General features: G+C 73.0%; 22 protein-coding genes. 9 read left to right on the top strand and 13 right to left on the bottom strand.

Going from position 1 to position 21743, the window contains the following annotated elements; genetic code table 11:
* Positions 1–190 precede the first annotated feature (190 nt).
* The gene (locus tag ACQPZP_RS29350; RefSeq protein WP_433472962.1) at positions 191–604 is read left to right on the top strand and encodes a nitroreductase family deazaflavin-dependent oxidoreductase; all 414 of its coding nucleotides are present in this window, start codon (positions 191–193) and stop codon (positions 602–604) included.
* A gap of 18 nt (positions 605–622) precedes the next feature.
* Here ACQPZP_RS29350 and ACQPZP_RS29345 read toward each other — a convergent pair whose 3' ends face one another.
* The 3 genes from ACQPZP_RS29345 to ACQPZP_RS29335 all read right to left on the bottom strand — a co-directional run bounded on the left by ACQPZP_RS29345 (position 623) and on the right by ACQPZP_RS29335 (position 3235).
* Entirely contained in the window at positions 623–1906 is a 1284-nt protein-coding gene (locus ACQPZP_RS29345; RefSeq protein WP_433479691.1) for an RNA polymerase sigma factor, read from the bottom strand.
* Complete coding sequence (locus tag ACQPZP_RS29340) at positions 1906–2325, bottom strand: YciI family protein (RefSeq protein WP_433472961.1); 420 nt, start codon at positions 2323–2325, stop codon at positions 1906–1908. The genes ACQPZP_RS29345 and ACQPZP_RS29340 overlap by 1 nt, the downstream gene beginning before the upstream one ends.
* Before the next feature lie 151 nt (positions 2326–2476).
* A complete protein-coding gene (locus tag ACQPZP_RS29335) occupies positions 2477–3235 on the bottom strand; it encodes a hypothetical protein (protein ID WP_433472960.1) in 759 nt (252 codons plus the stop codon).
* 179 nt (positions 3236–3414) lie between these two features.
* Between ACQPZP_RS29335 and ACQPZP_RS29330 the strand changes: the two genes are divergently transcribed.
* Entirely contained in the window at positions 3415–4635 is a 1221-nt protein-coding gene (locus ACQPZP_RS29330; protein WP_433472959.1) for an aldehyde dehydrogenase family protein, read from the top strand.
* A 7-nt stretch (positions 4636–4642) separates the two neighbouring features.
* On the opposite strand, the gene ACQPZP_RS29325 is transcribed toward ACQPZP_RS29330, so the two are convergent.
* Both ACQPZP_RS29325 and ACQPZP_RS29320 read right to left on the bottom strand, forming a co-directional pair.
* Entirely contained in the window at positions 4643–5245 is a 603-nt protein-coding gene (locus tag ACQPZP_RS29325) for a response regulator transcription factor (RefSeq protein ID WP_433472958.1), read from the bottom strand.
* Complete coding sequence (locus ACQPZP_RS29320) at positions 5242–6459, bottom strand: histidine kinase (RefSeq protein WP_433472957.1); 1218 nt, start codon at positions 6457–6459, stop codon at positions 5242–5244. The genes ACQPZP_RS29325 and ACQPZP_RS29320 overlap by 4 nt, the downstream gene beginning before the upstream one ends.
* Positions 6460–6620: 161 nt before the next feature.
* Here ACQPZP_RS29320 and ACQPZP_RS29315 point away from each other — a divergent pair, with 161 nt between their 5' ends.
* Positions 6621–7058 carry a hypothetical protein gene (locus ACQPZP_RS29315; RefSeq protein ID WP_433472956.1) on the top strand — a complete coding sequence of 146 codons (438 nt, stop codon included), beginning with the start codon at positions 6621–6623 and terminating at the stop codon, positions 7056–7058.
* A gap of 31 nt (positions 7059–7089) precedes the next feature.
* Positions 7090–7665 carry a hypothetical protein gene (locus ACQPZP_RS29310; RefSeq protein WP_433472955.1) on the top strand — a complete coding sequence of 192 codons (576 nt, stop codon included), beginning with the start codon at positions 7090–7092 and terminating at the stop codon, positions 7663–7665.
* A gap of 29 nt (positions 7666–7694) precedes the next feature.
* On the opposite strand, the gene ACQPZP_RS29305 is transcribed toward ACQPZP_RS29310, so the two are convergent.
* The 6 genes from ACQPZP_RS29305 to ACQPZP_RS29280 form a co-directional block, all read right to left on the bottom strand.
* On the bottom strand, positions 7695–8015 hold the full coding sequence (locus tag ACQPZP_RS29305; protein ID WP_433472954.1) for a GroES family chaperonin: 321 nt from the start codon (positions 8013–8015) through the stop codon (positions 7695–7697).
* A gap of 10 nt (positions 8016–8025) precedes the next feature.
* The gene (locus ACQPZP_RS29300; protein WP_433472953.1) at positions 8026–8934 is read right to left on the bottom strand and encodes an NAD-dependent epimerase/dehydratase family protein; all 909 of its coding nucleotides are present in this window, start codon (positions 8932–8934) and stop codon (positions 8026–8028) included.
* 60 nt (positions 8935–8994) lie between these two features.
* Positions 8995–9768, bottom strand: coding sequence for a serine protease (locus ACQPZP_RS29295; protein ID WP_433472952.1), 774 nt, complete (start codon positions 9766–9768; stop codon positions 8995–8997).
* Between the two features lie 17 nt (positions 9769–9785).
* The gene (locus ACQPZP_RS29290; RefSeq protein ID WP_433472951.1) at positions 9786–10733 is read right to left on the bottom strand and encodes a DMT family transporter; all 948 of its coding nucleotides are present in this window, start codon (positions 10731–10733) and stop codon (positions 9786–9788) included.
* Between the two features lie 129 nt (positions 10734–10862).
* Positions 10863–11630 (bottom strand): SDR family NAD(P)-dependent oxidoreductase, encoded by a 768-nt coding sequence (locus ACQPZP_RS29285; RefSeq protein ID WP_433472950.1) that lies wholly within the window; start codon positions 11628–11630, stop codon positions 10863–10865.
* A gap of 24 nt (positions 11631–11654) precedes the next feature.
* Positions 11655–13112 carry a flavin-containing monooxygenase gene (locus tag ACQPZP_RS29280; RefSeq protein ID WP_433472949.1) on the bottom strand — a complete coding sequence of 486 codons (1458 nt, stop codon included), beginning with the start codon at positions 13110–13112 and terminating at the stop codon, positions 11655–11657.
* Between the two features lie 116 nt (positions 13113–13228).
* Here ACQPZP_RS29280 and ACQPZP_RS29275 point away from each other — a divergent pair, with 116 nt between their 5' ends.
* The 3 genes from ACQPZP_RS29275 to ACQPZP_RS29265 are packed head-to-tail and all read left to right on the top strand — an operon-like array spanning position 13229 to position 18377.
* The gene (locus ACQPZP_RS29275) at positions 13229–15661 is read left to right on the top strand and encodes a DUF4132 domain-containing protein (RefSeq protein ID WP_433472948.1); all 2433 of its coding nucleotides are present in this window, start codon (positions 13229–13231) and stop codon (positions 15659–15661) included.
* The gene (locus tag ACQPZP_RS29270) at positions 15658–17985 is read left to right on the top strand and encodes a DUF4132 domain-containing protein (protein WP_433472947.1); all 2328 of its coding nucleotides are present in this window, start codon (positions 15658–15660) and stop codon (positions 17983–17985) included. Before ACQPZP_RS29275 ends, ACQPZP_RS29270 begins: the two co-directional genes overlap by 4 nt.
* Positions 17985–18377, top strand: coding sequence for a hypothetical protein (locus tag ACQPZP_RS29265; RefSeq protein WP_433472946.1), 393 nt, complete (start codon positions 17985–17987; stop codon positions 18375–18377). The genes ACQPZP_RS29270 and ACQPZP_RS29265 overlap by 1 nt, the downstream gene beginning before the upstream one ends.
* An 18-nt stretch (positions 18378–18395) precedes the next feature.
* On the opposite strand, the gene ACQPZP_RS29260 is transcribed toward ACQPZP_RS29265, so the two are convergent.
* The gene (locus ACQPZP_RS29260; protein ID WP_433472945.1) at positions 18396–19061 is read right to left on the bottom strand and encodes a DNA-binding response regulator; all 666 of its coding nucleotides are present in this window, start codon (positions 19059–19061) and stop codon (positions 18396–18398) included.
* 76 nt (positions 19062–19137) lie between these two features.
* Here ACQPZP_RS29260 and ACQPZP_RS29255 point away from each other — a divergent pair, with 76 nt between their 5' ends.
* The gene (locus ACQPZP_RS29255) at positions 19138–19992 is read left to right on the top strand and encodes an aldo/keto reductase (RefSeq protein WP_433472944.1); all 855 of its coding nucleotides are present in this window, start codon (positions 19138–19140) and stop codon (positions 19990–19992) included.
* Positions 19993–20054: 62 nt separating this feature from the next.
* Positions 20055–20612 (top strand): PadR family transcriptional regulator, encoded by a 558-nt coding sequence (locus tag ACQPZP_RS29250; RefSeq protein WP_433472943.1) that lies wholly within the window; start codon positions 20055–20057, stop codon positions 20610–20612.
* Between the two features lie 21 nt (positions 20613–20633).
* Here the strand turns inward: ACQPZP_RS29250 and ACQPZP_RS29245 are convergent, their stop codons facing one another.
* The gene (locus ACQPZP_RS29245) at positions 20634–21620 is read right to left on the bottom strand and encodes a diacylglycerol/lipid kinase family protein (RefSeq protein ID WP_433472942.1); all 987 of its coding nucleotides are present in this window, start codon (positions 21618–21620) and stop codon (positions 20634–20636) included.
* Between the last annotated feature and the right edge of the window lie 123 nt (positions 21621–21743).

Raw genomic sequence — 21743 nt, 5'->3', positions numbered from 1 at the left:
TATGGACGAACTAGTACGTTAGCGTAGTGGCTCCGATGAAGCCCGTCCACGGCCGATGAAGGGAGCACTGCCGGCAATAAACGGAGAAAATTTCTCCAGTTTCACTTGCGGGCGGGTGGTCGCCGTGTCACAGTCAAATGGAGGAAGTTCCACCACTTATGTGTCCGCGACACCGTGACGGAGTGATGACATGACCGCCGATCTTCCGCCGAGACTGGCGCGGATGAACCGCGTGCCGTCCCGGATGCTCGCCTGGGGACTCCCGATGGGCCCGCTGGTCCTGCTGCGCACGCGCGGCCGGCGCAGCGGCATGCCCCGCACCACTCCCGTCGCCCTGCTGAAGCTGGACGGGAGGCAGTGGCTCGTCTCGCCCTTCGGCGAAACGCACTGGGTCCACAACGTCCGCGCCGACGGCCGAGCCGAGGTCGGCCGCGGGCGACGGTTCCGCCGGGTGCGGCTCACCGAGATCGACGACGAGCGCGTGGAGCCGATCCTCGCCGCCTATCGCCGAAAGTTCGGCATCGTGCCGTTCGTCCGGGACGCCTTCGGTCGGGACCGGCCAGCTGGAGACAGGCCCGTCTTCCTGCTCGAACCCGACACCTGATCCTCGTGCGCCCGGAGGTCAGAGCGCGGCGAGCTTGCGCTCCAGAACGGTCCGCTCCCGCGTGTTGCCGCAGAGCCGCAGTGCGCGTTCCAGTTCGGTGCGCGCCTCGCCGGTGCGTCCGAGGCGGGTGAGCAGCTCGCCGCGGACGGTCGGCAGAAGGTGCGAGTCATGGAGCGCCTTGGCGGCCACGAGCGCGTCCACGATGGGCAGGGCCGCGGCCGGTCCCTGGGCCATGGAGACCGCCACCGCGCGGTTGAGGTCGACCACCGGGGACGGCGCCAGGCGGCCGAGGGCCTCGTAGATGAGGACGATGCGGTCCCAGTCGGTCTCGTCGACGGAAGCGGCGACGGAGTGGCATTCGGCGATCGCGGCCTGGAGGCCGTAGGCGCCGAGGCCGCGCCCGGCCCGTTCCGCGCGGGTGAGAGCGGCTCGTCCGCGGCGGATCGCGGCGCGGTCCCAGCGGCTCCGGTCCTGCTGTTCCAGCAGCACCGGCTCGCCGTCCGGGCCGGTCCGGGCGGGGAAGCGCGCCGCGGTCAGCTCCAGCAGCGCGAGCAGGCCGTGGACCTCGGGCTCGTCCGGCATCAGCCGGCTCAGCACCCGCGCGAGGCGCTGCGCCTCGCCGGCGAGGTCGAACCGGATCAGCCTGTCGCCGGAGCTGGCCGAGGACCCCTCGGTGAAGATCAGGTAGATGACGCTGAGGACCGGGCCGAGCCGCCCGGCCCGCTCCCCTGGCGGCGGCACCTCGAACGGCACCCGGGCCGCGCCCAGGGTCTTCTTCGCCCGGGTGATGCGGGCCTGCACGGTGGCGGTCGGGACCAGGACCGCCTTGGCGATCTCGTCGCTGGTCAGGCCGCCGACGACCCGCAGGGTGAGCGCCACCCTCGCCTCCCGCGACAGCACGGGGTGGCAGGAGACGAACATCAGCGCGAGGACGTCGTCGTCGATCTGGTCCGGATCCCACAGCACGTCGTCGTCCTCCCGGGCCGGATCGGAGGGGGCGCGGCCGGAGGCCACGCCGCCCTCGCCCAGGTCATGGGCGAGGGCGGCGTACCTCTCGTCGCGGGCGGCGCGCCGCCGGTAGGCGTCGATCGCGCGGCGCCGGCCGACGGTGAGCAGCCACCCCGCGGGGTTGCGCGGCACGCCGTCGCGCGGCCAGGTCACCAGGGCCTCGGCCAGCGCCTCCTGGGCGAGGTCCTCGGCCAGCGCGAAATCGCCGGTGTACCGGGCGAGCGCACCGACGATCCGCGCGGACTCGATCTTCCAGACGGCGGCGACGGCCGCCCGGCCGGTGGAGTCGGGCATCAGAGCTGACCGGTGGCCTCGCGCCACGCCCGCTCCTTCTGGATCCACTCGTTGTCCTGCGGGAACTCGTCGATCGTGGTGACCCGGCGGATCTCGGTCTTGAACCCCGGGCCGGTCATCGGCGACCGCTTCGCCCACTCGACGGCCTCCTCCTTGGAGGCCACGTTGAGGATGTAGAACCCGCCGAACAGCTCCTTGGTCTCCCCGTACGGGCCGTCGGTCACCACCGGCGGCTCGGCAGAGTAGTCCACGACCACGCCCTCCTCCGCGTCGTCGAGCCCCTCGGCGGCGAGCAGCACGCCGGCCCGGATCAGCTCCTGGTTGTACCGGCCGACCGTCGCGATCATCTCGGTGAAGTCGATCTCGCCCATCCCCGCGAACGCCTCGTCGGTGGCGCGCATGATCAGCATGTACTTCATCTTCCGTCTCCCTGTGTCGTCCGGGCCCCTCTCTCGGACCCTCTCATCCCTAGGTCGAACGGGAGGCGACCCGGATCGACACGGCCGCGGATCTTTTTCTGAGAACTTCTGGATCCGCCGTCCACCTGCGAAAACGGGAAGGCGGGAGCCGCTAGGGCGCCGTCGTGTCGACGTCGGCGAGCCAGGCGAAGGCCGCGTCCTGCATGGGACGGTCGAAGACGTGGGGCGCGTCGAAGAAGGCTCCCGTGTACCGGTCCGGCGCCCTCCGGTAGGCCTCGGTGATCTGGCGGTGAGCCCGGTGCATGCCCCGGGTGGGGAAGAGCGGGTCCGCGGTGGCGTAGAGGACCATCAGGGGGGCCGGTGCGTGGGCGGAGACCACGCCGGGCCAGTCGGCCAGGCGGGTCAGGCCCGGCGGGAAGAGCATCCACGAGTGGGCGGCCACGTGCTCTTCGCGGAGATCCCGGAACGAGGACACCATCGCGGCCACGGCGACGGCCCCGATCCCCGGATCGAGCGCGCCGAGGAGGGCGGCCCGGGCCCCGCCGCCCGACAGGCCGATCGTGCCGACGGCGGTGATGTCGGGCCGGGAGCGCAGGTACGCCGCGGCCGCGAGGTCCTCGGAGGCGAGGACACCCGTGAACGAGGTGCCCAGCAGGGTGCACGCCTTCGCCAGGACGTGCTCGTGGTCGCGGGCGGCGAGGTCGTAGCGGTCGGGCTCGCTCGCGTCCGGGCCCGGACCGGGTTCCAGGGGGAACCGGCGGCTGCCCCAGGCGAAGACGTCGTGGACCAGCACGGCGAAGCCCCGGCGGGCCAGTTCGCTCGCGTAGGCGCGGCCGCCGTAGAGCCGGGCCCGCAGACGGACGATCTCCGGAGCGGGCGGCTCCGGCCCGTCGGCGCCGACGACACCCATTTCACCGGTGCGGGCGCGATCGAGGTCGCCCGGCTGCTGCTGGAGGAGGCGGGGCCGCTGCTGCCTCCGGCCGTCCGCACCCCCTCCGACCTGACCTGGAGGACCCCCGTGCCCGTCCGGAGCATCGACGCGCGCTCCGGCGGGCAGCGCGGTGAATACGCCGCCGGCTGTTCGCCGAGGTGCTGCGCGAAGGCTCCTTCCTCGACGTCCGCATCGACTCCGCCGATCCCGGCGCCACCCCGCCCCGGCCCGACCTGCGCCGCACGAACGTCCCGCTCGGTGTCGCCGGCGTGTTCGCCGCCTCCAACTTCCCGTTCGCGTTCGGCGTCGCAGGCGGCGACACCGCCTCCGCCCTTGCCGCGGGCTGCACCGTGGTCGTCAAGGCCCACGAGCTCCACCCGGAGACCTCGGCCCTGACCCTCGGCGCGCTCCGCGCGGGCGCCGCCGCGGCGGGTCTCCCCGACGACGTGGTCCAGCTCGTCCACGGCCGCGACGCGGGCACCGCCCTGGTCCAGGACGGCCGAGTGCGCGCGATCGGCTTCACCGGCTCCCTCCGCGGTGGCCGTCACCTGCACGACCTGGCCATGGCACGTCCGGAGCCGATCCCGTTCTACGGCGAGCTGGGCAGCCTCAACCCGCTCGTCGTGACGCCCGGCGCGGCCGAGGCCCGGCTGATGGAGATCGCCAAGGGCCTGGCGGACTCCGTGACGCTCGGCGCGGGCCAGTTCTGCGTCAAGCCCGGCCTCGTCCTCGCCCCCGCCGGGGCCGGCCTGCCCCAAGCGATGGCCGGGCACTTCACGGCCCTCGCCCCGCAGACGCTCCTCGGCGACTCCATCCGCACCGCCTTCACCGAGGGCGTGGCCGACCGCGCCTCCATCCCCGGCCTGCGCACGGTCGCGACCGGCCGGACGGGCGAGAGCCGCCAGACCGCCGCGCGGCTCATGGCGGGCCCGGTCTCCCTGCTCGGCTCGTCCGAACTCCTCCTGGAGGAATGCTTCGGCCCGGTGACCGTCGTCCTGGAGTACACCGGCGAGGACGACCTCGCCGACGCCCTCGCCTCGACGCCTGGGACTCTCACGGTCACCCTGCACAGCGAACCCGGCGAGACCGGCCTCGCCGCGCGCCTCGCCGCCGTGGCCCGCGACCGGGCCGGCCGCCTGGTCTTCGACTCCTATCCCACGGGCGTCGCCGTCGGCTGGGCCCAGCAGCACGGCGGCCCTTACCCCGCCACGACCGCCCCCGCCACGACCTCCGTCGGCACGGACGCGATCCGGCGCTTCCTCCGCCCGGTCGCCTACCAGAACTGCCCGCCGCGGCTCCTCCCGCCGCCACTGCGCGACAACGACCCGTGGCGCCTTCCCCGGCGGCTCGACGGCGCGCTGGTCCTCCCCGAACGGTGAAGGCCCCTCAGATCCAGCCCTGCTGCCATGCGTGGTGGGCGGCGGCGTGGCGGGTGGAGACCTGGAGCTTCGCCATGGCCGCGGAGAGGTAGTTGCGGACCGTCCCCGGCGCCAGGTGGACCTGGGCGGCGATCTCGTTGACGGAGGCACCGGTGCGGGCGGCGCGCAGGACCTCCAGCTCGCGGTCGGTGAGGGGGCACTCGTCCTCGGTCAGCGCGGAGGCGGCGATGTCGGGGTCGACGTAGCGGCGGCCCGCGGCGATGTCGCGGATGATCTCGGCGAGCCGGGCGGCCGGGGTCGTCTTGGGGACGAAGCCGCGGACGCCGGCGGCGAGGGCGCGGCGGAGCACGGCGGGGCGGGCGTGCCGCGTGACCAGGACGACCTGGGTCGGCAGCGCCGCCCTGATCTCCTCGGCGGCGCGCAGCCCGTCGGCGGGCGGCATCTCCAGGTCCAGGACCGCGATGTCCGGGCGGTGCTCGCGGGCGAGGCGCACGGCGTCGGTGGAGGTGGACGCCTCGGCGACGACGGCGAGGTCCTCCTCAAGGGCGAGCAGGGAGGCGAGGGCGCTGCGGAGGAGGTCCTCGTCGTCGGCGATCAGCAGGCGGATCATCGTCCCTCCTCGTTCCCGGGACCGTCCGCGGGCAAGGACGCCTCGATCTCGAAGCGGCCGCCGTCGTGGGTCCACGTCAGGTCGCCGCCCGCCGCTCTCAGCCGTCCGGACAGGGACCGCAGCCCGGTGCCGGACGTGGTGCCGGACGTGGTGCCGGCGGTGACCTCGAAGGCGCCGTCGTTGGTCACCCGGAGGCGCGCGACGCCGCCGGTGACGCGGTAGTCGACCGACGCGTGGCGTGCGCGGCTGTGCCGGAGGAGGTTGGTGGTGGCCTCTCGCATCACCAGTCCGAGCAGGTGGCGGGCGGCATCACCGATGGCGGCGGGGTCCGCGGTGGTGCGGGCGTCGATGCCCGCCGAGGCCAGGACGCGGGTGGCGTTGGCGATCTCGTCGTCCAGGCTCGTGCGGCGGTAGCCCAGCACCACGGCGCGGGTGTCGCGGAGCGCGTCGGCGGCCAGCCGCCGCACCTCCTTCATCTCGGCGGCGGCGCGCGCCGGGTCGGTCTCGGCGAGCCGGGCGGCCAGCTCGCTCTTCAGCGCGATGACCTGCAGATGGTGGCCCTGGATGTCGTGGAGGTCGGCGGCGAACCGCAGGCGCTCGTCCTTGACCGCCAGCTCCGCCGACAACCGCCGGGCCTGGTCCAGCCGTCCCGTGATGTCCCAGGCCCACAGGGGGCCGAGCATGGCCCAGACGACGAAGGCGGTGATCCCGGGCGGGAACAGCGCGGCGTACACCAGCCGGCCGTCCCCGCTGACCAGGCTGACGGCGCCGCCCGGCAGCGCCGCGAGGGCCGTCGCGCCGATGATCAGCCACCGCCGGGGACGGCCGTCCAGGTACGTCGCGGCGACCGCCGTCATGATGGCGGGCGCCATCGGCCACAGCCCGTAGTTGCGCAGGGTCAGCGGGCAGACGGCGAGCACGATCGCGGCCAGCGCCCCGGCGGCGGGCCAGCCGGCCGGCGGGCGGGGGCGGGCGGTGCACTCGCCGGCCGCCAGCCGCGCGTTGAGGAGCGCCACGACCGCCGTCACCTCGACCACCAGGGCGGCGGCGCTGAAGAGGCGCGGCTGGACCGGCACGTCGCCGTCGAGGATCCACTCGCCGGTGAACAGGATCAGGACGCCCACGTTGGTGCCCGGCACCGCCCACCAGGTATAGCGGCGAAAGCCCGCAAGGCCGGTTCCGCCCTCGTTCGCCCCGTCATGCACGCCGCTCATTGTTCCAGCAGCGCCCCATTTCGGCTGGATGTCATTTGTCCGGTATCTGCATGACAAATGTCATGCGCGCAGATACCGGTCCGTCACTACTGGAGATTTCCGCGTTCCCGCAGGCTGAGGACGTCGGAAAGCCCGACGGCGGTAAGGGAGGGAGAACCCCCGTGCAGGCTCGGAGCGAGATCACGCTGACCCGCGAAACCGGCGCGCCCCGCCACGGCGGCTGGGGACATTTCGCGCGGCACTACGTGGAGATGGTCATCGCGATGGCGATCGGGATGTTCGTCTTCGGCGCGGCCGTGGGCGGCGTCCTCGCGCTCGCCGGGGCGGAGCCGTTCATGGAGCGTCACCCCGAACTGGAGTCGCTGGAGATGGCGTTCGACATGTCGGCCGGGATGCTCGTCTGGATGCGAGTGCGCGGTCACGGCCTGGCGGGCTCGCTGGAGATGTGCGGGGCGATGTTCGCGCCGCTGGCGGTGCTGTTCCCGCTGCTGTGGCTGGACGTCGTCTCCGCCGGCTCCATGATGACGCTTGAGCACGCGGTGATGCTCCCGCTCATGTTCGTCGTCATGCTCCGCCGCCGCGACGAGTACTCCCATTGACCACCACCTGTCATGTTCGGAAGGCGGCGTCATGTCCGAAGTAGTGCACGAGCGGCGGGGACCGTTCTGGACGCTGATGCGGCGCTGGCCGACCGCGCTGGCCCTGGCGTCAGTGGTGCTCATCTGGAGCGCCGGCCTGGGGGACCTGGCCGACGCGGTGTCCGGGTTCGGGGAGGCGGTGCTCCTGCTGCCCCTGGAGTACCTGATCCTCAACCGGATCGGCCGCCCCGCGATGTCCTGGCCCGTGATCGGCGCCATCGTGGCGGCCATCGTCGTGATCGATCTGCTGGACGTGGTGGCGCTGTCGACCGTCGTCATCGCCGTCGCGCTGGTCCTGCTCGTCTGGGGTGTCATCGGCGAGGCGCCGGACGGGAGGGCCTCGTTCGGGATCCAGGCCGCGGGGATGCTCGGTTTCGGCGCCATCGCGTTGGCGGGCCTCGCGGTGGACCCGGACCTGGGCCGCTACCTGGTGGCGGCGGGCTGGTTCCTGCACGGGGTGTGGGACGCCGTGCACCTGAAGCTCGACAGGGTCGTGTCCCGGTCGTACGCCGAAGCCTGCGGCGTCGTCGATGTCGGGGTGGCCGCCATGCTGCTCTTCCTGGTGTGAGCACGCGGGGGCGTCTCGAAGGGGCCCGGTCAGAGGTAGAGGCCGGTGCCGTGCTCGGGACGTTCGCTGGCGATGGCGTGCAGGTCGCGCTCGCGCATGATGAGATAGTTCTCGCCCTGGATCTCGACCTCGTACTGGTCGCCGGGGTGGAACAGCACGCGGTCGCCGGGCTTGACGATCCGCACGTGGTGGCCGACCCCGCAGACCTCGCCCCACACCAGGCGGTTCTCCTGCTCGACCGTCGCGGGGATGACGATGCCGCCGGTGCTGCGGCGCTCACCGCTGTCCTTGTCGACCTTGATCATGACGCGGTCGTGCAGCATCTGGACTTCGAACTTGGGCTCCGGCACGAGCGCGAGTTTATCCGTCCTCGCGGGTCAGGGCGTTCCAGGAGGCGGCGATGATCTCCGGCAGCGTGGAGCGTTCCGGCCGCCAGCCGAGGTCGGCCCGGATGGCGGCGGCGTCGCAGACCAGCACCGGCGCCTCAGGGCGGGCCGGGCGGCGGCGGACGGGCACCGGCCGGCCGGTCGCCTTCTCGACGGCGGCGATCACGTCGCGGACGGCCGTCCCGGTGCCGGTGCCGGTGTTGTAGACGCGGTCCTCGCCGGGACGGACGGCCTCCAGTGCCCGGACGTAGGCGGCGGCGAGGTCGTCCACGTGCAGGAACTCGCGGACGGCCAGCCCGTCGCCGTTGATCTCCAGGTGCGGGGCCCGGCCGGCGGCCACCGCGAGCGCCTTCGGGATCAGCCGGGTCTCGTCGGGGTCGGCCCGGCCGTCCACCGACCCGGCGACGTTGAAGGTGCGCAGCACGACCGCGCCGATCGCGCCCGTCCGGGCATGGAAGCGGACGGCCTGCTCGGCGGCGAGCTTCGACGCACCGTACGGGCTGGCCGGCGCCGTCTCCGCGCTCTCGGGGATCGGCCGCCGCCCGGTCGCCCCGTACACGGCGGCCGTCGACCCGAACACGACCCGGTCCGTGTCCACCGCCTCCAGCAGGTTCACCGTGCCCTGGACGTTCGCGGCGAAGTACCGCAGCGGCGCGCCGAACGACTCGCGGACGCGGGCGAGCGCCGCGAGATGGCAGACCCCGTCGTAGCGCCCGCGCGGGAGCGTGTCCGGGGCGAGGAGGTCGCCGTGGACGGGACGGACCCCGTCCGGCACGCCGGCGTCCCGCCGTACCAGCCCGTCCACCTCGTGCCCGGCCGCGGCCAGCCGCCGCGCGACCGCGTATCCGATGTATCCCGCCGCCCCCGTCACCAGTACCCGCATACGGTCAGCATCCGGCCGGGACGGCGGGGCGGCAACGTCCGCATCAGGGCAGGGTCCGCATCAGGGCAGGGAGGTGAGCCTCGCGTAGACGCCCGGGTAGCCCGGCTCGCCGCAGCCGCGGCCCCAGGACACCAGTCCCACGACGCGTCCGCGGGCGATCAGCGGGCCGCCGCTGTCGAACTGGCACGAGTCGGCCTTCTCCGATCCGGCGCACAGCATGTCGGACGGGTCGAACGAGTCGCCGTACGCGCGCTCGCACGCCGCGTCGCCCGGAAGCGGCACGGCGGCCTCCCGCAGACGCGTGTTGAGCAGGTCGTTCTCGGAGGTGAAGCCCCAGCCGGCGATCCGCCCGGTCCGGGCTGAACCGGGCGTGCCGAGGGGCGCGGCAGGACGGTTCACGCGGCGCGCCAGCGTGAGGACGGCGAGATCGTGGTGGCCGACGGTCTCGCCCTCGAACGAGGTCTCCCGGTACTTGGGATGCATGCGGACGGACTTCACCTCGACCGTCTCGCCGCCGCGGCCCGTGAGGTCGTCCCGGCCGAAGGTGGCCGTCAGGACGCCCGGCACCGAGCGGAACATCGAGACGCAGTGCCCCGCGGTGAGGAGCCGGTCCGGCTTGATCAGCACGCCGCCGCAGAACTGGCCGGACGGCCGGACGAAGAAGACCGGCGACCCGACCGCGGCCAGCCACGGATACGCCGCGGACCGCGCCGGGGTCCCGCCGACGACGGCGTTCGCCGGAGCCGCGGGCAGCGGGAGCAGCAGGGAGGCGGCGAGCAGGGCGGCGGAGGAGAGCAGGGCCGTGCCGAGGGCCCGGCGGCGGGAAAGGGCCATTGCGGCAATGTAAGCGATCAAGAGCGAGCGCGCACGCCCTTCCCGGCGGCCGCCTCCGGCGCCGCTCGCGCCGACCGCTCGTAACGGGGGAACGACAGCAGCGCGACCAGCGCGAGCACGAAGCCGCCCGTCCGCAGCGCGAACGGCACGGTGTCCCGCGGCCACTGCTCGTCGAACAGGACGGTGCTGCTGACGAGCAGGTACGTCCTGCCGATGACGGTCAGCACGACCGCGACGATCGCGACCCGGCAGCGCTGCAGCGCCACCTGCAGCTGCGCGAGCGCGAGGGCGGCCAGCACGAACGTCAGGTACGGGTAGGCGGACTCCATCACCGCCCGGATGCTCCCGGTGTCCTCGTAGACGATCGAGATGCCGCGGATCCCGGCCTCGGCCAGCCCGGCGCACGCGCCCGCGCCGATCCCGTAGGCGACCCCGGCGAGCTTGCGGGCGTGCCGGCCGCCCGCGCGGCGGTCGCCGACCAGCCACACCAGCGCCGCGACGACCACCGCCGGGGCGCAGACCGCGGCCATCGTCCACGGCTCGGTGAGCGTCCCGGTGAGCGTGGCGTCGGCGCGCAGCTCGCCCTCGGACGTGGCGGACAGCCCGATCAGCACCGTCGCGAGCACGAACAGCGCGACGCTCGCCCACTCCCGGGCGCTCAGCCGCTCGCCGAGGAACCGCACCGCGAACGCGACGAGGAACACCAGGCTGACGGCGAAGATCGGCTGCGCGACGGCGAGCGAGACGGCGGAGAACGCCACCACCTCGTAGCCGAGGCCGAGGAACAGCAGCAGTCCGCCGACCAGCCACACCGGGTCGGTCATCATGAGCCAGCCGACGCGGAGCGGACGGCCTCCCCGGAGCGGCTCCATGCGGCGCGCGGAGATGCGGAAGATGAGGAAGGCGACGTAGTAGACGGTGGTCGCGATCAGCGCGAGGGCGGCATAGCCCAGGTCGTGACCCATCGGGTGAGACCTCTCGGCGGACGGGGGCGGGGGGTGGGAGGAGCCGTCGGCGCGCCATCGAAGCGACTCGATCTGCCACCTTGCCCTGTCGCACCGCGCGTGACAAGGCCGTGACCCTTGACTAATCGATCACTCGTATTTACGGCCCGTAGTGGACGACAGCCGCGCGACCAGCGAGCGGGGCAGCAGCCGGCCGACGCCGACGGCGACCTTGTACTGCAGGCCCGGGATGCTGACCCGCACGCCCCGGCGCAGGTCGCGCAGGGCGGCGTCGACCACGTCGTCCTTGTCGAGCCACATGAATTCCGGGACGTCCGACATGTCCATCTGGGCCCGCTCGTGGAACTCGGTGCGCACGAAACCGGGGCAAAGCGCCATCACTCGGACCCCGCCCTGCGACCGCCCCCCGATGTCGGCCGCGACGCCCTGGCTGAAGTTCACCACCCACGCCTTGGACGCCCCGTACGTGCCGCGCGTCGCGAACGCCGCGGCCGACGAGACGTTGACGACGCCGCCCCGTCCGCGCTCCAGCATCCCGGGCAGGACGGCGTGGGTGAGCCGGAGGACGGCCTCGCAGTGCACCTTCAGCATGGTCAGCTCGTCCGATACCGGGACGTCCAGGAACACGCCCTTGTTGCCGAACCCGGCGTTGTTGACCAGCAGGTCGACGTCCTCGCGGACGCGCTCCTCCGCCGCCGCCAGACCCTCCTCGGTGGAAAGGTCGGCGGGCAGCGCCTCGGCGTGCACGGCGTACCGTTCGCGCAGTCCGGCGGCGGTCCGCTCCAGCCGCTCGGCGTCCCGGGCCAGCAGGACCAGGTCGAACCCGTCCGAGGCGAGACGGCGGGCGAACGCGGCACCGATCCCCGCGGTGGCGCCGGTGATGAAGGCGGTCGGCATGGCACCGAGCCTAGGCCGCGCCGGCTACCGGGCGGTAGCGTGCCGCGCGCGGAAATCCCGCGGGTCGGGACGGCGGGTCGCGCGGCGGTAGGCGAAGGTGTACCCGGGCCAGTTGTTCACGACCTTGCCGTCGGCCGTCATGTACCAGCTCTTGCAGCCCGCCTCCCAGACGGTCGCCCGCATCCGCTCCCGCATCTCGCGGGTGAACGCGTCCTGGACGTCCGGCTTCACGTCGATCCAGGCGAGCCCGGCGTCGCGCAGCGCCCGCACGCAGCCGGCGACGTACCGGAACTGCGACTCCAGCATGTAGATGATCGAGTTGTGCCCGAGGTTGGTGTACGGCCCGTAGAGCAGGAACAGGTTCGGGAAGCCGCTGACCGTGATGCCGAGATGCGCCTGCGCGCCGTCCCGCCACGCCTCGTTCAGCTCGCGCCCGCCCCGCCCGGCGATCTTCATGGGGGAGAGGAACTCGGTGGACCGGAACCCGGTCGCGTAGACGATGGCGTCCACCTCGTACGCGCGGTCCGCGGTGGCGATCCCGGTCGCCGTGATCCGCTCGACCGGGTCGGTCACGAGGTCCACGTTCGGCCTGTTCAGCGCCGGATAGTAGTCGCCGGACAGCAGGATCCGCTTGCATCCCATCCGGTAGCCGGGGACGAGGTCGGCGCGCAGCCCGGGATCGCCGACCTGCTCCGCCAGGTGGCGGTGGAAGCCGCGTTCCAGGAGCCCCATCAGCCGCGGATACCTGATGAAGCCGAGGGCCCGCGCCTCGAACATCGTGTAGATCCGGGCGCGGCTCAGCTCGTACGCTCCGGGCACGGTCCTCAGGACGGCCCGCTCCCACGCCCGGTAGGGCCGGTCCGGCTTGTCGATCACGTACGGCGCGGACCGCTGGAACAGCCGCAGCTCCGCCGCCTCCTTCGCGATCTCCGGGACGATCTGGATCGCGCTCGCCCCCGTCCCGATCACCGCGACGCGCCTGCCGCGCAGGTCGGTGCCGTGGTCCCAGCGGGACGAGTGGAACGCGGGCCCGGCGAACGACTCGCGTCCCTCGATCGGCGGCAGCTCGGGCCGGTTGAGCTGCCCGCACGCCGAGATCAGCACCCGGGCGTCCAGCTCACCGGCCGTCGTGGAGACCCGCCACAGCGCCGCGTCCTCGTCGAACCGCGCCTCGGTGACCTCGGTGCCGAACCGGATCCTGCCGAGCACGCCGTACTTGCGGGCGCAGTGCCGCAGGTATTCGAGGATCTCCGGTTGCGGAGGGAAGCGGCGCGACCAGTCCGTCTTGCGCTCGAACGAGAACGAGTACAGGTGCGACGGCACGTCGCAGGCCGCCCCCGGATAGGTGTTGTCCCGCCAGGTTCCGCCGAGGTCCGCGGCCTTCTCCAGGATCACCACGTCGTGGACGCCGGCCTCCCGCAGCCGGATCGCCATCCCGATCCCGCCGAACCCGCTTCCGATGATCACCACGCTGTGTGCCATGGGCCGTCCCGAATGTCATTCTGCAGCGGTACCACCCGAGCGTAGGTGACCATGAGGTCACTGAACAGATGCCGGAATCCGCGGCTTTTGTCGGTCGCTCCTGCCAGCATCCCGCCATGGTCTACGACACCCTGGTCGCCGAGGCGCGCAAGAACGACGGCCTGGACGGCGTCCGCCTCGCCGCCCTCGACAGGGCCCGCCCGCTCTTCGAGCACATCGGCGGGCGCCTCCCGACCGGAACCGAGATCCGCCTGAATCTGGAAGGGCGCCCGGACGGTGACGGCAGGGCCGCCGCCGTCTTCTGCCTCATGCTGATGGTGGGCTTCGGCGACTACGGCTACTGGGAGTACCGCGGAACGCTGCTGAGACTGGTGTCGAAGACCGACGGCTGGACACCGGACGAGGTCGCGGTCATGCTGCAGTGCGCGATCGATCTCCGGGGGAGCGAGGACCGGCTCGCCGCCGTGCTGGAGGCCGCGCTGGCCGCCGCGCAGCGACTCGACGCCGGCGGCCTCCGCGAGGTCGGGCCCCGGCTCCGGCGCGCCGACCGGAGGTTCGCGCGGGCGGACGTCCCGATCGGGCTGCGCGCCCCCGTCGACAGGCGGTTGCGGTCACTGCTGGCGAGCATGGACGAGGCGTACGTCTCCCATGGGCTGCTGCCCGTGCGCGAGCCCTGGGTCGCGGCGTTGCGCGACCGCCTGAGGACGGCGCCCACGCTGGAGCTGGCCCGGTTCGTTCGGCATCTGGCCGGTCTGTCCGCACCGCGTCCCTCACAGAAGTGGCGCCGGGAATGCCTCTCTCTGGCCGACGCCGCGTCCGGGCGCGACGCCGTGGCCGAATGCCTGCGCGCGCTCGCGGAGGACGAGCCGCTGGACACCGGCGAACACGGCCCGCACGCGGACTGGGTGAGCGGTGGCCACGACTACCGGTACCTGGTTCACCAGAACCACGGGGACGTGGCGCGCGGCATCCTCTGGGCGGCGGCCCTGACCGGCGGCGCGGAGACCACGTCCCGGCTCTCCGCGCTCGCCCTGCGCGCGGGCGCACCCGGCCGCGACCTCTACGAGGACCTGAAGCTCGCGGGAGCGGCGATCAACGCGCTCGGCGCGATCGAGGACCCGGACGCGCTCGCGGTGCTGTGGGGACTGCGCGCGAAGATCAAGAACCGGGCCCTGCGCAAGCAGCTCGACACCGCGCTCCAGGCCGCCGCCGAACGGCAGGGCATCACGCGCGCTCAGCTCATCGAGCGCACCGTCCCGGCCCATGGCCTGCGGCCGGACGGGGCGCTGGAGCGGACGCTCGGCGAGCACACGGCACGGGTCGCGGTCGAGGACGCGGCGACCGTCCGGCTCACCTTCGCCGACGCCGGCGGCCGCGCCTCCCGGACGGCCCCGGCCGCGGTCAAGGACGGCTTCCCGGACGAGCTGAAGGGGCTGAAGGCCGTCGCCAAGGAGGTCCGGGGAACGCTGTCGAGCGAGCGGGCCCGCGTCGAGGGCACGATGTCGGAAGACCGCGTCTGGCCCTACCGCGAATGGTGCGAGCACTACCGCGACCACCCGATCACCGGCGTCGTCGTCCGCGGCCTCATCTGGGAGTTCCAGGACGAGGACGGCGTGTGGCACGCCTCCCTGGAGAGCACGGGAGACCCCGTGCGGGTGCGGCTCTGGCACCCCATCCGGGCGACGCCCGGCGAAGTCCGGGCCTGGCGGGAGCGCGTGGTCGACGAGCAGATCCGGCAGCCGTTCAAGCAGGCGTTCCGCGAGATCTACCTGCTCACTCCGGCCGAGGAGGAGACGCGCACGTACTCCAACCGGTTCGCCGCGCACATCGTCCACTACCGGCGGCTGTACGCGCTGTTCAAGGAGCGCGGCTGGCAGGCCAACTTCCTCGGCCGCTACGACGGCGGCTACAACGGCGAGGCGCGCGGCGAGTTCGGCGGCGGCGAGTGGCGGGCGTGCTTCTACCACGACCCGGCCGACGACGCCGACTGGGCGCCGGAGTACGCCGCGACCGACCAGGTCCGGTTCGAGCGAAAGCAGGGAAGCCGATGGCGGGAGGCGCTCGTCGCGGACGTCCCGCCCGCCGTGTTCAGCGAGGCGATGCGGGACGTGGACCTGTTCGTCGGCGTCACCTCGATCGCCGCCGATCCCGACTGGGCCGACCGGGGCGAGGACAGGTACGCGGCCTACTGGCGCGAGGCGACGTTCGGGGCGCTGACCGCGACCGCCGAGGTGCGCCGCGCCGCGCTGGAGCGCATCCTGCCGCGCACGAAGATCGCCGGCCGCTGCTCCGTCGACGGCCGCTACCTGGTCGTCCGCGGCGAGCTGCGCACCTACAGGATCCACCTCGGGTCGTCCAACATCCTGATGGAACCGGACGACTCCTACCTGTGCATCGTGCAGGCGAGAGGCGGCGGCCGGGGCACCCCGTACCTTCCCTTCGAGGACGAGAGGCTCTCGCTCATCCTCAGCAAGGCGTTCCTGCTCGCGGCCGACCATAAGATCACCGACGAGACGATTCTGGGACAGATCAGGAGGGGCGCCCGATGAACCTGGCCGCACGGCTGTTGCGCGCCATGACGGACCCGACGCCGGAGGACGAGGAGTTCCGCACCTGGTACCCCGGCCTGTCGGAACTCTCCGACCAGGACCTCGGCGACCTCCTGCCCGCCGCGTACGCGGTCGGTGCGAAGGCGCCGTTCGTGTCGACCTCCGTCCGGTTCAGGGTGGAGGACGAAGGCAAGAACAGGCAGCCGCGCTACACGCCGGAGGCGTGCGAGCGGATGTTCGAGGCGCTCGTCGGCGGCCTGGCCCAGCGCGAGTGGGCGGACCTCGACCTCGGAGCGGGCGCGCTCCTGCGCTGCACCGGCCCGTGGCCGGACGTCGCGCGGCCGGCCCGCACGCTGGTCGAGTACCTCCTGGGCAGGAAACGCGACGAGCAGCGATTCGCCCTCCTCGCGATCAGCGGGCTCGCGGGCGAGGACGTCATGCACGTCACGGCGGAACGACTTCGCCAGAAGGTGACGGGGCCCATCGCGCTCGACGAACTCGACGTCATCCTGCGTCTCGCCCCGGCGGAGCGTGTGCTGCTGACGGAACTGGGCCGTAGCCGGTCCTACAACTCCCCGCCGCCCCTCCCGGAGTTGTGGGATCGCGTCGCCGGCATCGCCGCCTATGCCGAGTTCGCCCGCCGGGCCCTGGAGACGGCCGCGGACCGTGTTCGAGCCGTTCAGCGCGGAGAGATCCCCTACCGGGCCGACAGGACGTTCGCCTCCGACGAGGTCGAGACCCTCGGCCGCGCCGTGCGCCTTGTCCTGCGGAACGACGAGCCGTGGCTTCCCGGCTTCTTCGACCAGCTCCTGCCCGGCATCTCGGTGGCCCCGACCGAGGCGAAGACGCTGCCGTCGCAGGCGCTGCTGTACGAGCTCGTCCGGGCCGCGCAGGAGTTTCCCACGCCCGAACTGGTCACCGCGGTCCGGACCGTTCGCGGGAGCGTCCGCCACGCCGGGGTGCCCAAGCAACTCGACAAGATGCTCAAGAAGGTCGAGGCGGCCCTCGCCGAGCGCACCGACGTCGCCCTGCGCCTCCCTGATCTCGGCTTCGGCCCGGACGGCGTCCTCCGGCGGGAACTCGGCGGCTACACGGCCGTCGTCACCGTCACCGACAAGGCCGAGCTGACCTTCGAGAAGGACGGCAAGGCCCTGAAAGGCGTCCCCGCGCCCGTCCGCCGCGACCACAAGGACGCGGTCAAGGAGCTGCGCGACCTCGTGAAACGGGTCTCAGCCCAGTTGGTCACCCTCGCGCGGGCGCTGGAGGGCGGCTTCACCGTCGACGCCGCCCACCCGTTCGGCCGCTGGCGGGACACGCTCCTCCGCCACCCGATCGCCGGGCCCACGGTGCGCACGCTGATCTGGCGGATCGAGGTCGCGCCCGGCGACCGGCGGGCCGTCCTCCCGGCGACCGGCGAACTCCCGGACGCCGCCGATGACGCGGCCGTCCGCCTGTGGCACCCGATCGGATCCGGGCCGGACGAGATACGCGCGTGGCGCGACCTGCTCGTCGACCGCGGGATCCGGCAGCCGTTCAAGCAGGCGTTCCGCGAGATCTACCTCCGCACGCCCGCCGAGGAGGAGACCGGGACGTACTCCAACCGGTTCGCCGCGCACCTCGTCCACTACCGGAGGATGTTCGCGCTGTTCCGGGCCCGCGGCTGGACGAGCAGCCTGCTCGGCCCCTGGGACGGCGGCGGCGCGGACGAAGCGGTCCGCACGCTCGCGGCGGGGGAGTGGCGGGTCAGGTTCTCGCACGTGCTGGCCGACTGGCAGGGCGATCAGGAGATCGCCGGGACGAACCGGGTCATGTTCGACCGCCGCGAGGAGGGTGCCTGGCGGGAGGCGCCGCTCGACGCCGTCCCGCCGCTGGTGCTGAGCGAGGCGATGCGGGACGTGGACCTGTTCGTGGGCGTCACGTCCATCGCCGCCGACCCCATGTGGGAGGACGGTGAGGCGCACGAGTACTGGGTGCGCGAGTGGTACGCCGACCTTGGCGAATCCACGAAGACCCGGGTGGACGCCCTGGAGCGCGTCCTGCCCCGCACGAAGATCGCCGACCGCTGCTCGATCGACGGCCGCCACCTGATCGTCCGGGGGCGGCTGCGCACCTACAAGATCCACCTCGGCTCGGCCAACATCGTCATGGAGCCGGACGACACGTTCCTCTGCATCGTCCCGGAGCGCCGCAAGGCCGGGGCGAAGGTGTTCCTGCCCTTCGAGGACGAGCGGCTCTCCCTCATCCTCAGCAAGGCCTTCCTCCTCGCCGCCGACGACGAGATCGACGACGAGTCCATCCTGGCGCAGATCAAGCGAGGTGACTGATGCCGGCCGTGAACTTCCGGGACGAGACGGCGACGGGAAGGCCCGTCGCCGAGTTCGAGGTGGCCGGGCTGCCGGACCGGATGACCGTCCGGGAGCTGATCAGGCTCCGGGTCCGCGAGGAGGTCGCCCGGCACAACGCGCGCCCGTCCGACCGGTTCAACGGCCTGGTCCGCCCGGACGACGCCGAGACGGAACTGAACGGCTACCGGCTCCGCGAGGCCCGCCGCATCGACTGGGAGCGGCAGGCCGAGATCGCCGAGCGCGCCTTCCTCGGCAACGGCTTCTTCGTGCTCGCCGCCGACCGCCAGGTGGAGGACCTCGAGGAGGAGATCGACCTCACCGCCGGCCCCGACCTGGTCTTCGTCAAGCTGGTCCCGCTGGTCGGCGGCTGACCGGCGTCCGGCGGACGGCTATCCGATCAGGCCGAGCTCGTGGGCGCGCAGGCCCGCCTGGAAGCGGGAGCCGGCGTCCAGCAGGGTGAGGATCTCCGCGACGCGGCGCCGGTAGGTGCGCAGTGACATGCCGAGCTGCCGCGCCGCCGCCTCGTCCTTCAGCCCGCCGGCGAGCAGCCGGAGGATGCGGCGGCTCTCGTCGGTCAGCGCGGGCGGCCGGTCGCGCCGGTAGTCGGCCAGCTCGATCGCCGTCTCCCAGGTCGCCCAGAACAGCGACACGACGCCCTTCACGACGCTCGGCGACCGTACGACCGTGTACTCGCGGACGCCTGCCTCCGGCGGGCCGGCCAGGATCGCCACCCGGCGGTCCACGATGATCGTCTCGTGGGGGAGCGGCGTGGCGCAGATCCGCACCCGCGTTCCGGCCCTCGCCATCTCCACCAGGTGCCGCTCGGACTCCTCGTCCGCGAGCGCCGCCGGGTTGTGCAGCTTGTAGGAGGGCGGCCGCGGCCGGATCCTGCGCCGCTCGGCGACCAGCCGTTCCCGGAACCCCGGCAGCGCCCACGTGTTCAGGTCCGTCGCGGCGCAGGCGAACTCCTCGCGCGCGAGGAACAGCCGGCCGGCGCGCTCGACCAGCTCGGCCTCGCCGCGCAGCACGACATTCCGGTCCATATCGACAGTCATCAGGATTCAGTCTGCCACGGTGGCAGCAAGCTGCCAGCCGCTCGTGCCGGACGGGTCCGCGCAGCACAGTGGAGCCATGACACAGCATTTCGATCTCGGCGGCGACCTGCGGATCTCCCGGATGGGCTTCGGCGCGATGCGGCTGCCCGCGAGCACCCGGGGCGGCCCCGCCAACGACCGCGGCACCGGCCTGAAGATCCTGCGCAGGGCCGTCGAACTGGGCGTGGACCACATCGACACCGCCGCGTTCTACTACCACCCGGACGGCCAGGCGGCGAACGAGCTGATCCGCGCGGCGCTCGCCCCCTACCCGCCCGGCCTGGTCGTCGCCACGAAGGTCGGCCCGTACCGGGGACCGGGCGACCCGTACCCGTCCGGGCAGCTCCCGGCGTCCGGGCTGCGCGCCGAGGTGGAACGGAACCTGGCCGAGCTGGGCCTCGACCGCCTCGACCTCGTCTACCTGCGGCCCGGCGGCCTGGAGACGCCGCAGGACGAGCCGATCGGCGAGCGCTTCGAGGTCCTCGCCGGACTGCGCGAGGAGGGCCTGATCCGGCACCTCGGCCTGAGCCACGTGAGTCCGGCGCAGCTCGACGAGGCGCGGAGGATCGCACCGGTCGCGGCCGTGCAGAACCGGTTCGACGTGACGCAGCCGCAGGACGCCGCGCTCCTGGAGACGTGCGAGCGCGAGCACATCGCCTACGCGCCCTACTTCCCGCTCGGCGGGTTCGGCATCCCGGACGACGCCCGCGTCAACGCGATCGCCGCCCGGCACGGCGCGACCGTCCCGCAGGTGCTCCTCGCGGGCCTGCTCGCGCTCTCGCCCGTGATGCTCGCGATCCCCGGCACCGGCTCCCCGGACCACCTGGAGGAGAACGTCGCGGCCGCGGACCTGGCCCTCGCTCCGGAGGACCTCGCCGCCCTGAAGCGCTGAGGATGGCGCGCGGCGCCGGGCGGAGCCCTTACCCTGAACAGGTTTGCGATCAGGGGGAGCGGATGTCGACGACGCGGCTGCTGGTGCTCGGCGGGGTGCGGCGGTTCGGGCGGGCGCACGGTTACGAGGTCCGCCGCGAGCTGATCTCGTGGGGATCGGACGAATGGGCCCACGTGAACCCCGGCTCGATCTACCACGCCCTCAGGCAGCTGGCCAAGGAGGGTCTGCTGCGCGCCCACGAGGTGGAGGAGAGCGAGGCGGGGCCGCCGCACACCGACTACGAGATCACCGAGGCCGGCCGGACCGAATTCCTGCGGCTGCTGCGCTGCGCCCTCGCCACGGTCGACGTCCGGCATCCGGAGATGCTGACGGCCGGCCTCGGTTTCCTCACCGAGCTGCCGCGCGCCGAGGCGGTCGGGCTGCTCCGCGAGCGGCTGGACGGCCTGGCCGGCTGGCGCGCGTCCGTCGCCCCGCACCTGGACGAGCAGGACCCGGCCGACCACCTGCGCGAGCTGCTCGGCTGGTGGGTCCACTCCGCCGACTCCGCCGCCGTCTGGACGCGCGGCCTCATCGAGCGGCTGGAGTCCGGCGCCTACACCATGGCCGACGACCGCGCGTGACCGGCGGCCGCGGCCGGCGGGTCACGTGTCGAGGAACGTCCGCGGGACGATCACCCGCAGCGCGTTGCCGCGCAGCTTGATCGACACCGGGGTGCGGCCGCGGATCTCGCCGTCCACGTCCACCCGCATCGGCGGGTCGGTCTCGATCTCGACCTGGGCGGTGGTGAGGAACGCATCCTCCTCCAGCGACCGCCACCGGCCGGTGAGGACGTGCCGGGCCGTGGCCGACGCCAGCCGCAGCCGCCGCTCGTCGCCCAGCCGGTAGACGGCCAGCAGCCGGTCGTCCGGGCTGGCGTCGCGGGCGATGCGCTGCCCGCTGTGGTGCGCGCCGTTGGCGATGTTCAGCTGGTGCGTGGTGAGCTCGCGCGTCACACCGTCGATCTTGACGCGGGCGGTGAACGCCTCGTGCCGGGGCAGCAGCCGCGCGGCCGTGAGCGCGTAGGCGGGACGCCCGACGAACTTCTTGAGCGTGTGCGGGACGTGCTCGGCGACCTGGACCGACAGGCCGAGGCTCACCATGTTCGCGAAGATGTGCTCCCGGTCGGTGCCCGGGCCCTCGCCCTGCGGGTCGCCGGTCGACTCGAACCAGCCGACGTCCACGTCCGCGACCTTCCCGGCGCCCGGCCGGCCGAGGGCGAGGGTCTCGACCGCGCCCGGCAGGTCCAGCGGCAGCTCCAGGCTCCGGGCGAAGTTGTTGGTGGTGCCGAGCGGCAGCACGCCGAGCGCGATGTCCCGGTGCGCGAGGTGCCCGACCGCCTCGGCGACCGTGCCGTCCCCGCCGCCGACCACCACCAGGTCGGGCTCCAGCGCGAGGACGTCGGCGAACAGCTCCCGCAGCCGGGAGGGGTCGGTGACCGGGAAGACGTGCGGGAATTCGAGGCCGGCCTCGCGCAGCAGCCGGCGGGCGGTGCCGTAGAGCCGGCGGCCCCGCCGCGAGCGGGAGTTGATCACCAGCACCGCGCGGCCGCCGGCCGCGATCGCCGATTCCAGCTCCGCCTTGCTCCGCATCTGGACGCTCCGCATCTGGACCGGTCGCCCCCTTCGTCCGCGTCACCCTACAAGGAACGTGGACCGGAACCTCCGGCCCGACATTTGATAAACCGATTACACAGCGTTGAAACACGGCTGTCA

Origin of the sequence: Spirillospora sp. CA-142024, from assembly GCF_050942325.1 — a bacterium.
In the GTDB taxonomy this organism is placed as follows: Bacteria; Actinomycetota; Actinomycetes; order Streptosporangiales; family Streptosporangiaceae; genus Spirillospora.
The sequence above is the reverse complement of the archived record's forward strand: the minus strand, read 5'-3'. Positions and strand labels throughout refer to the sequence as shown.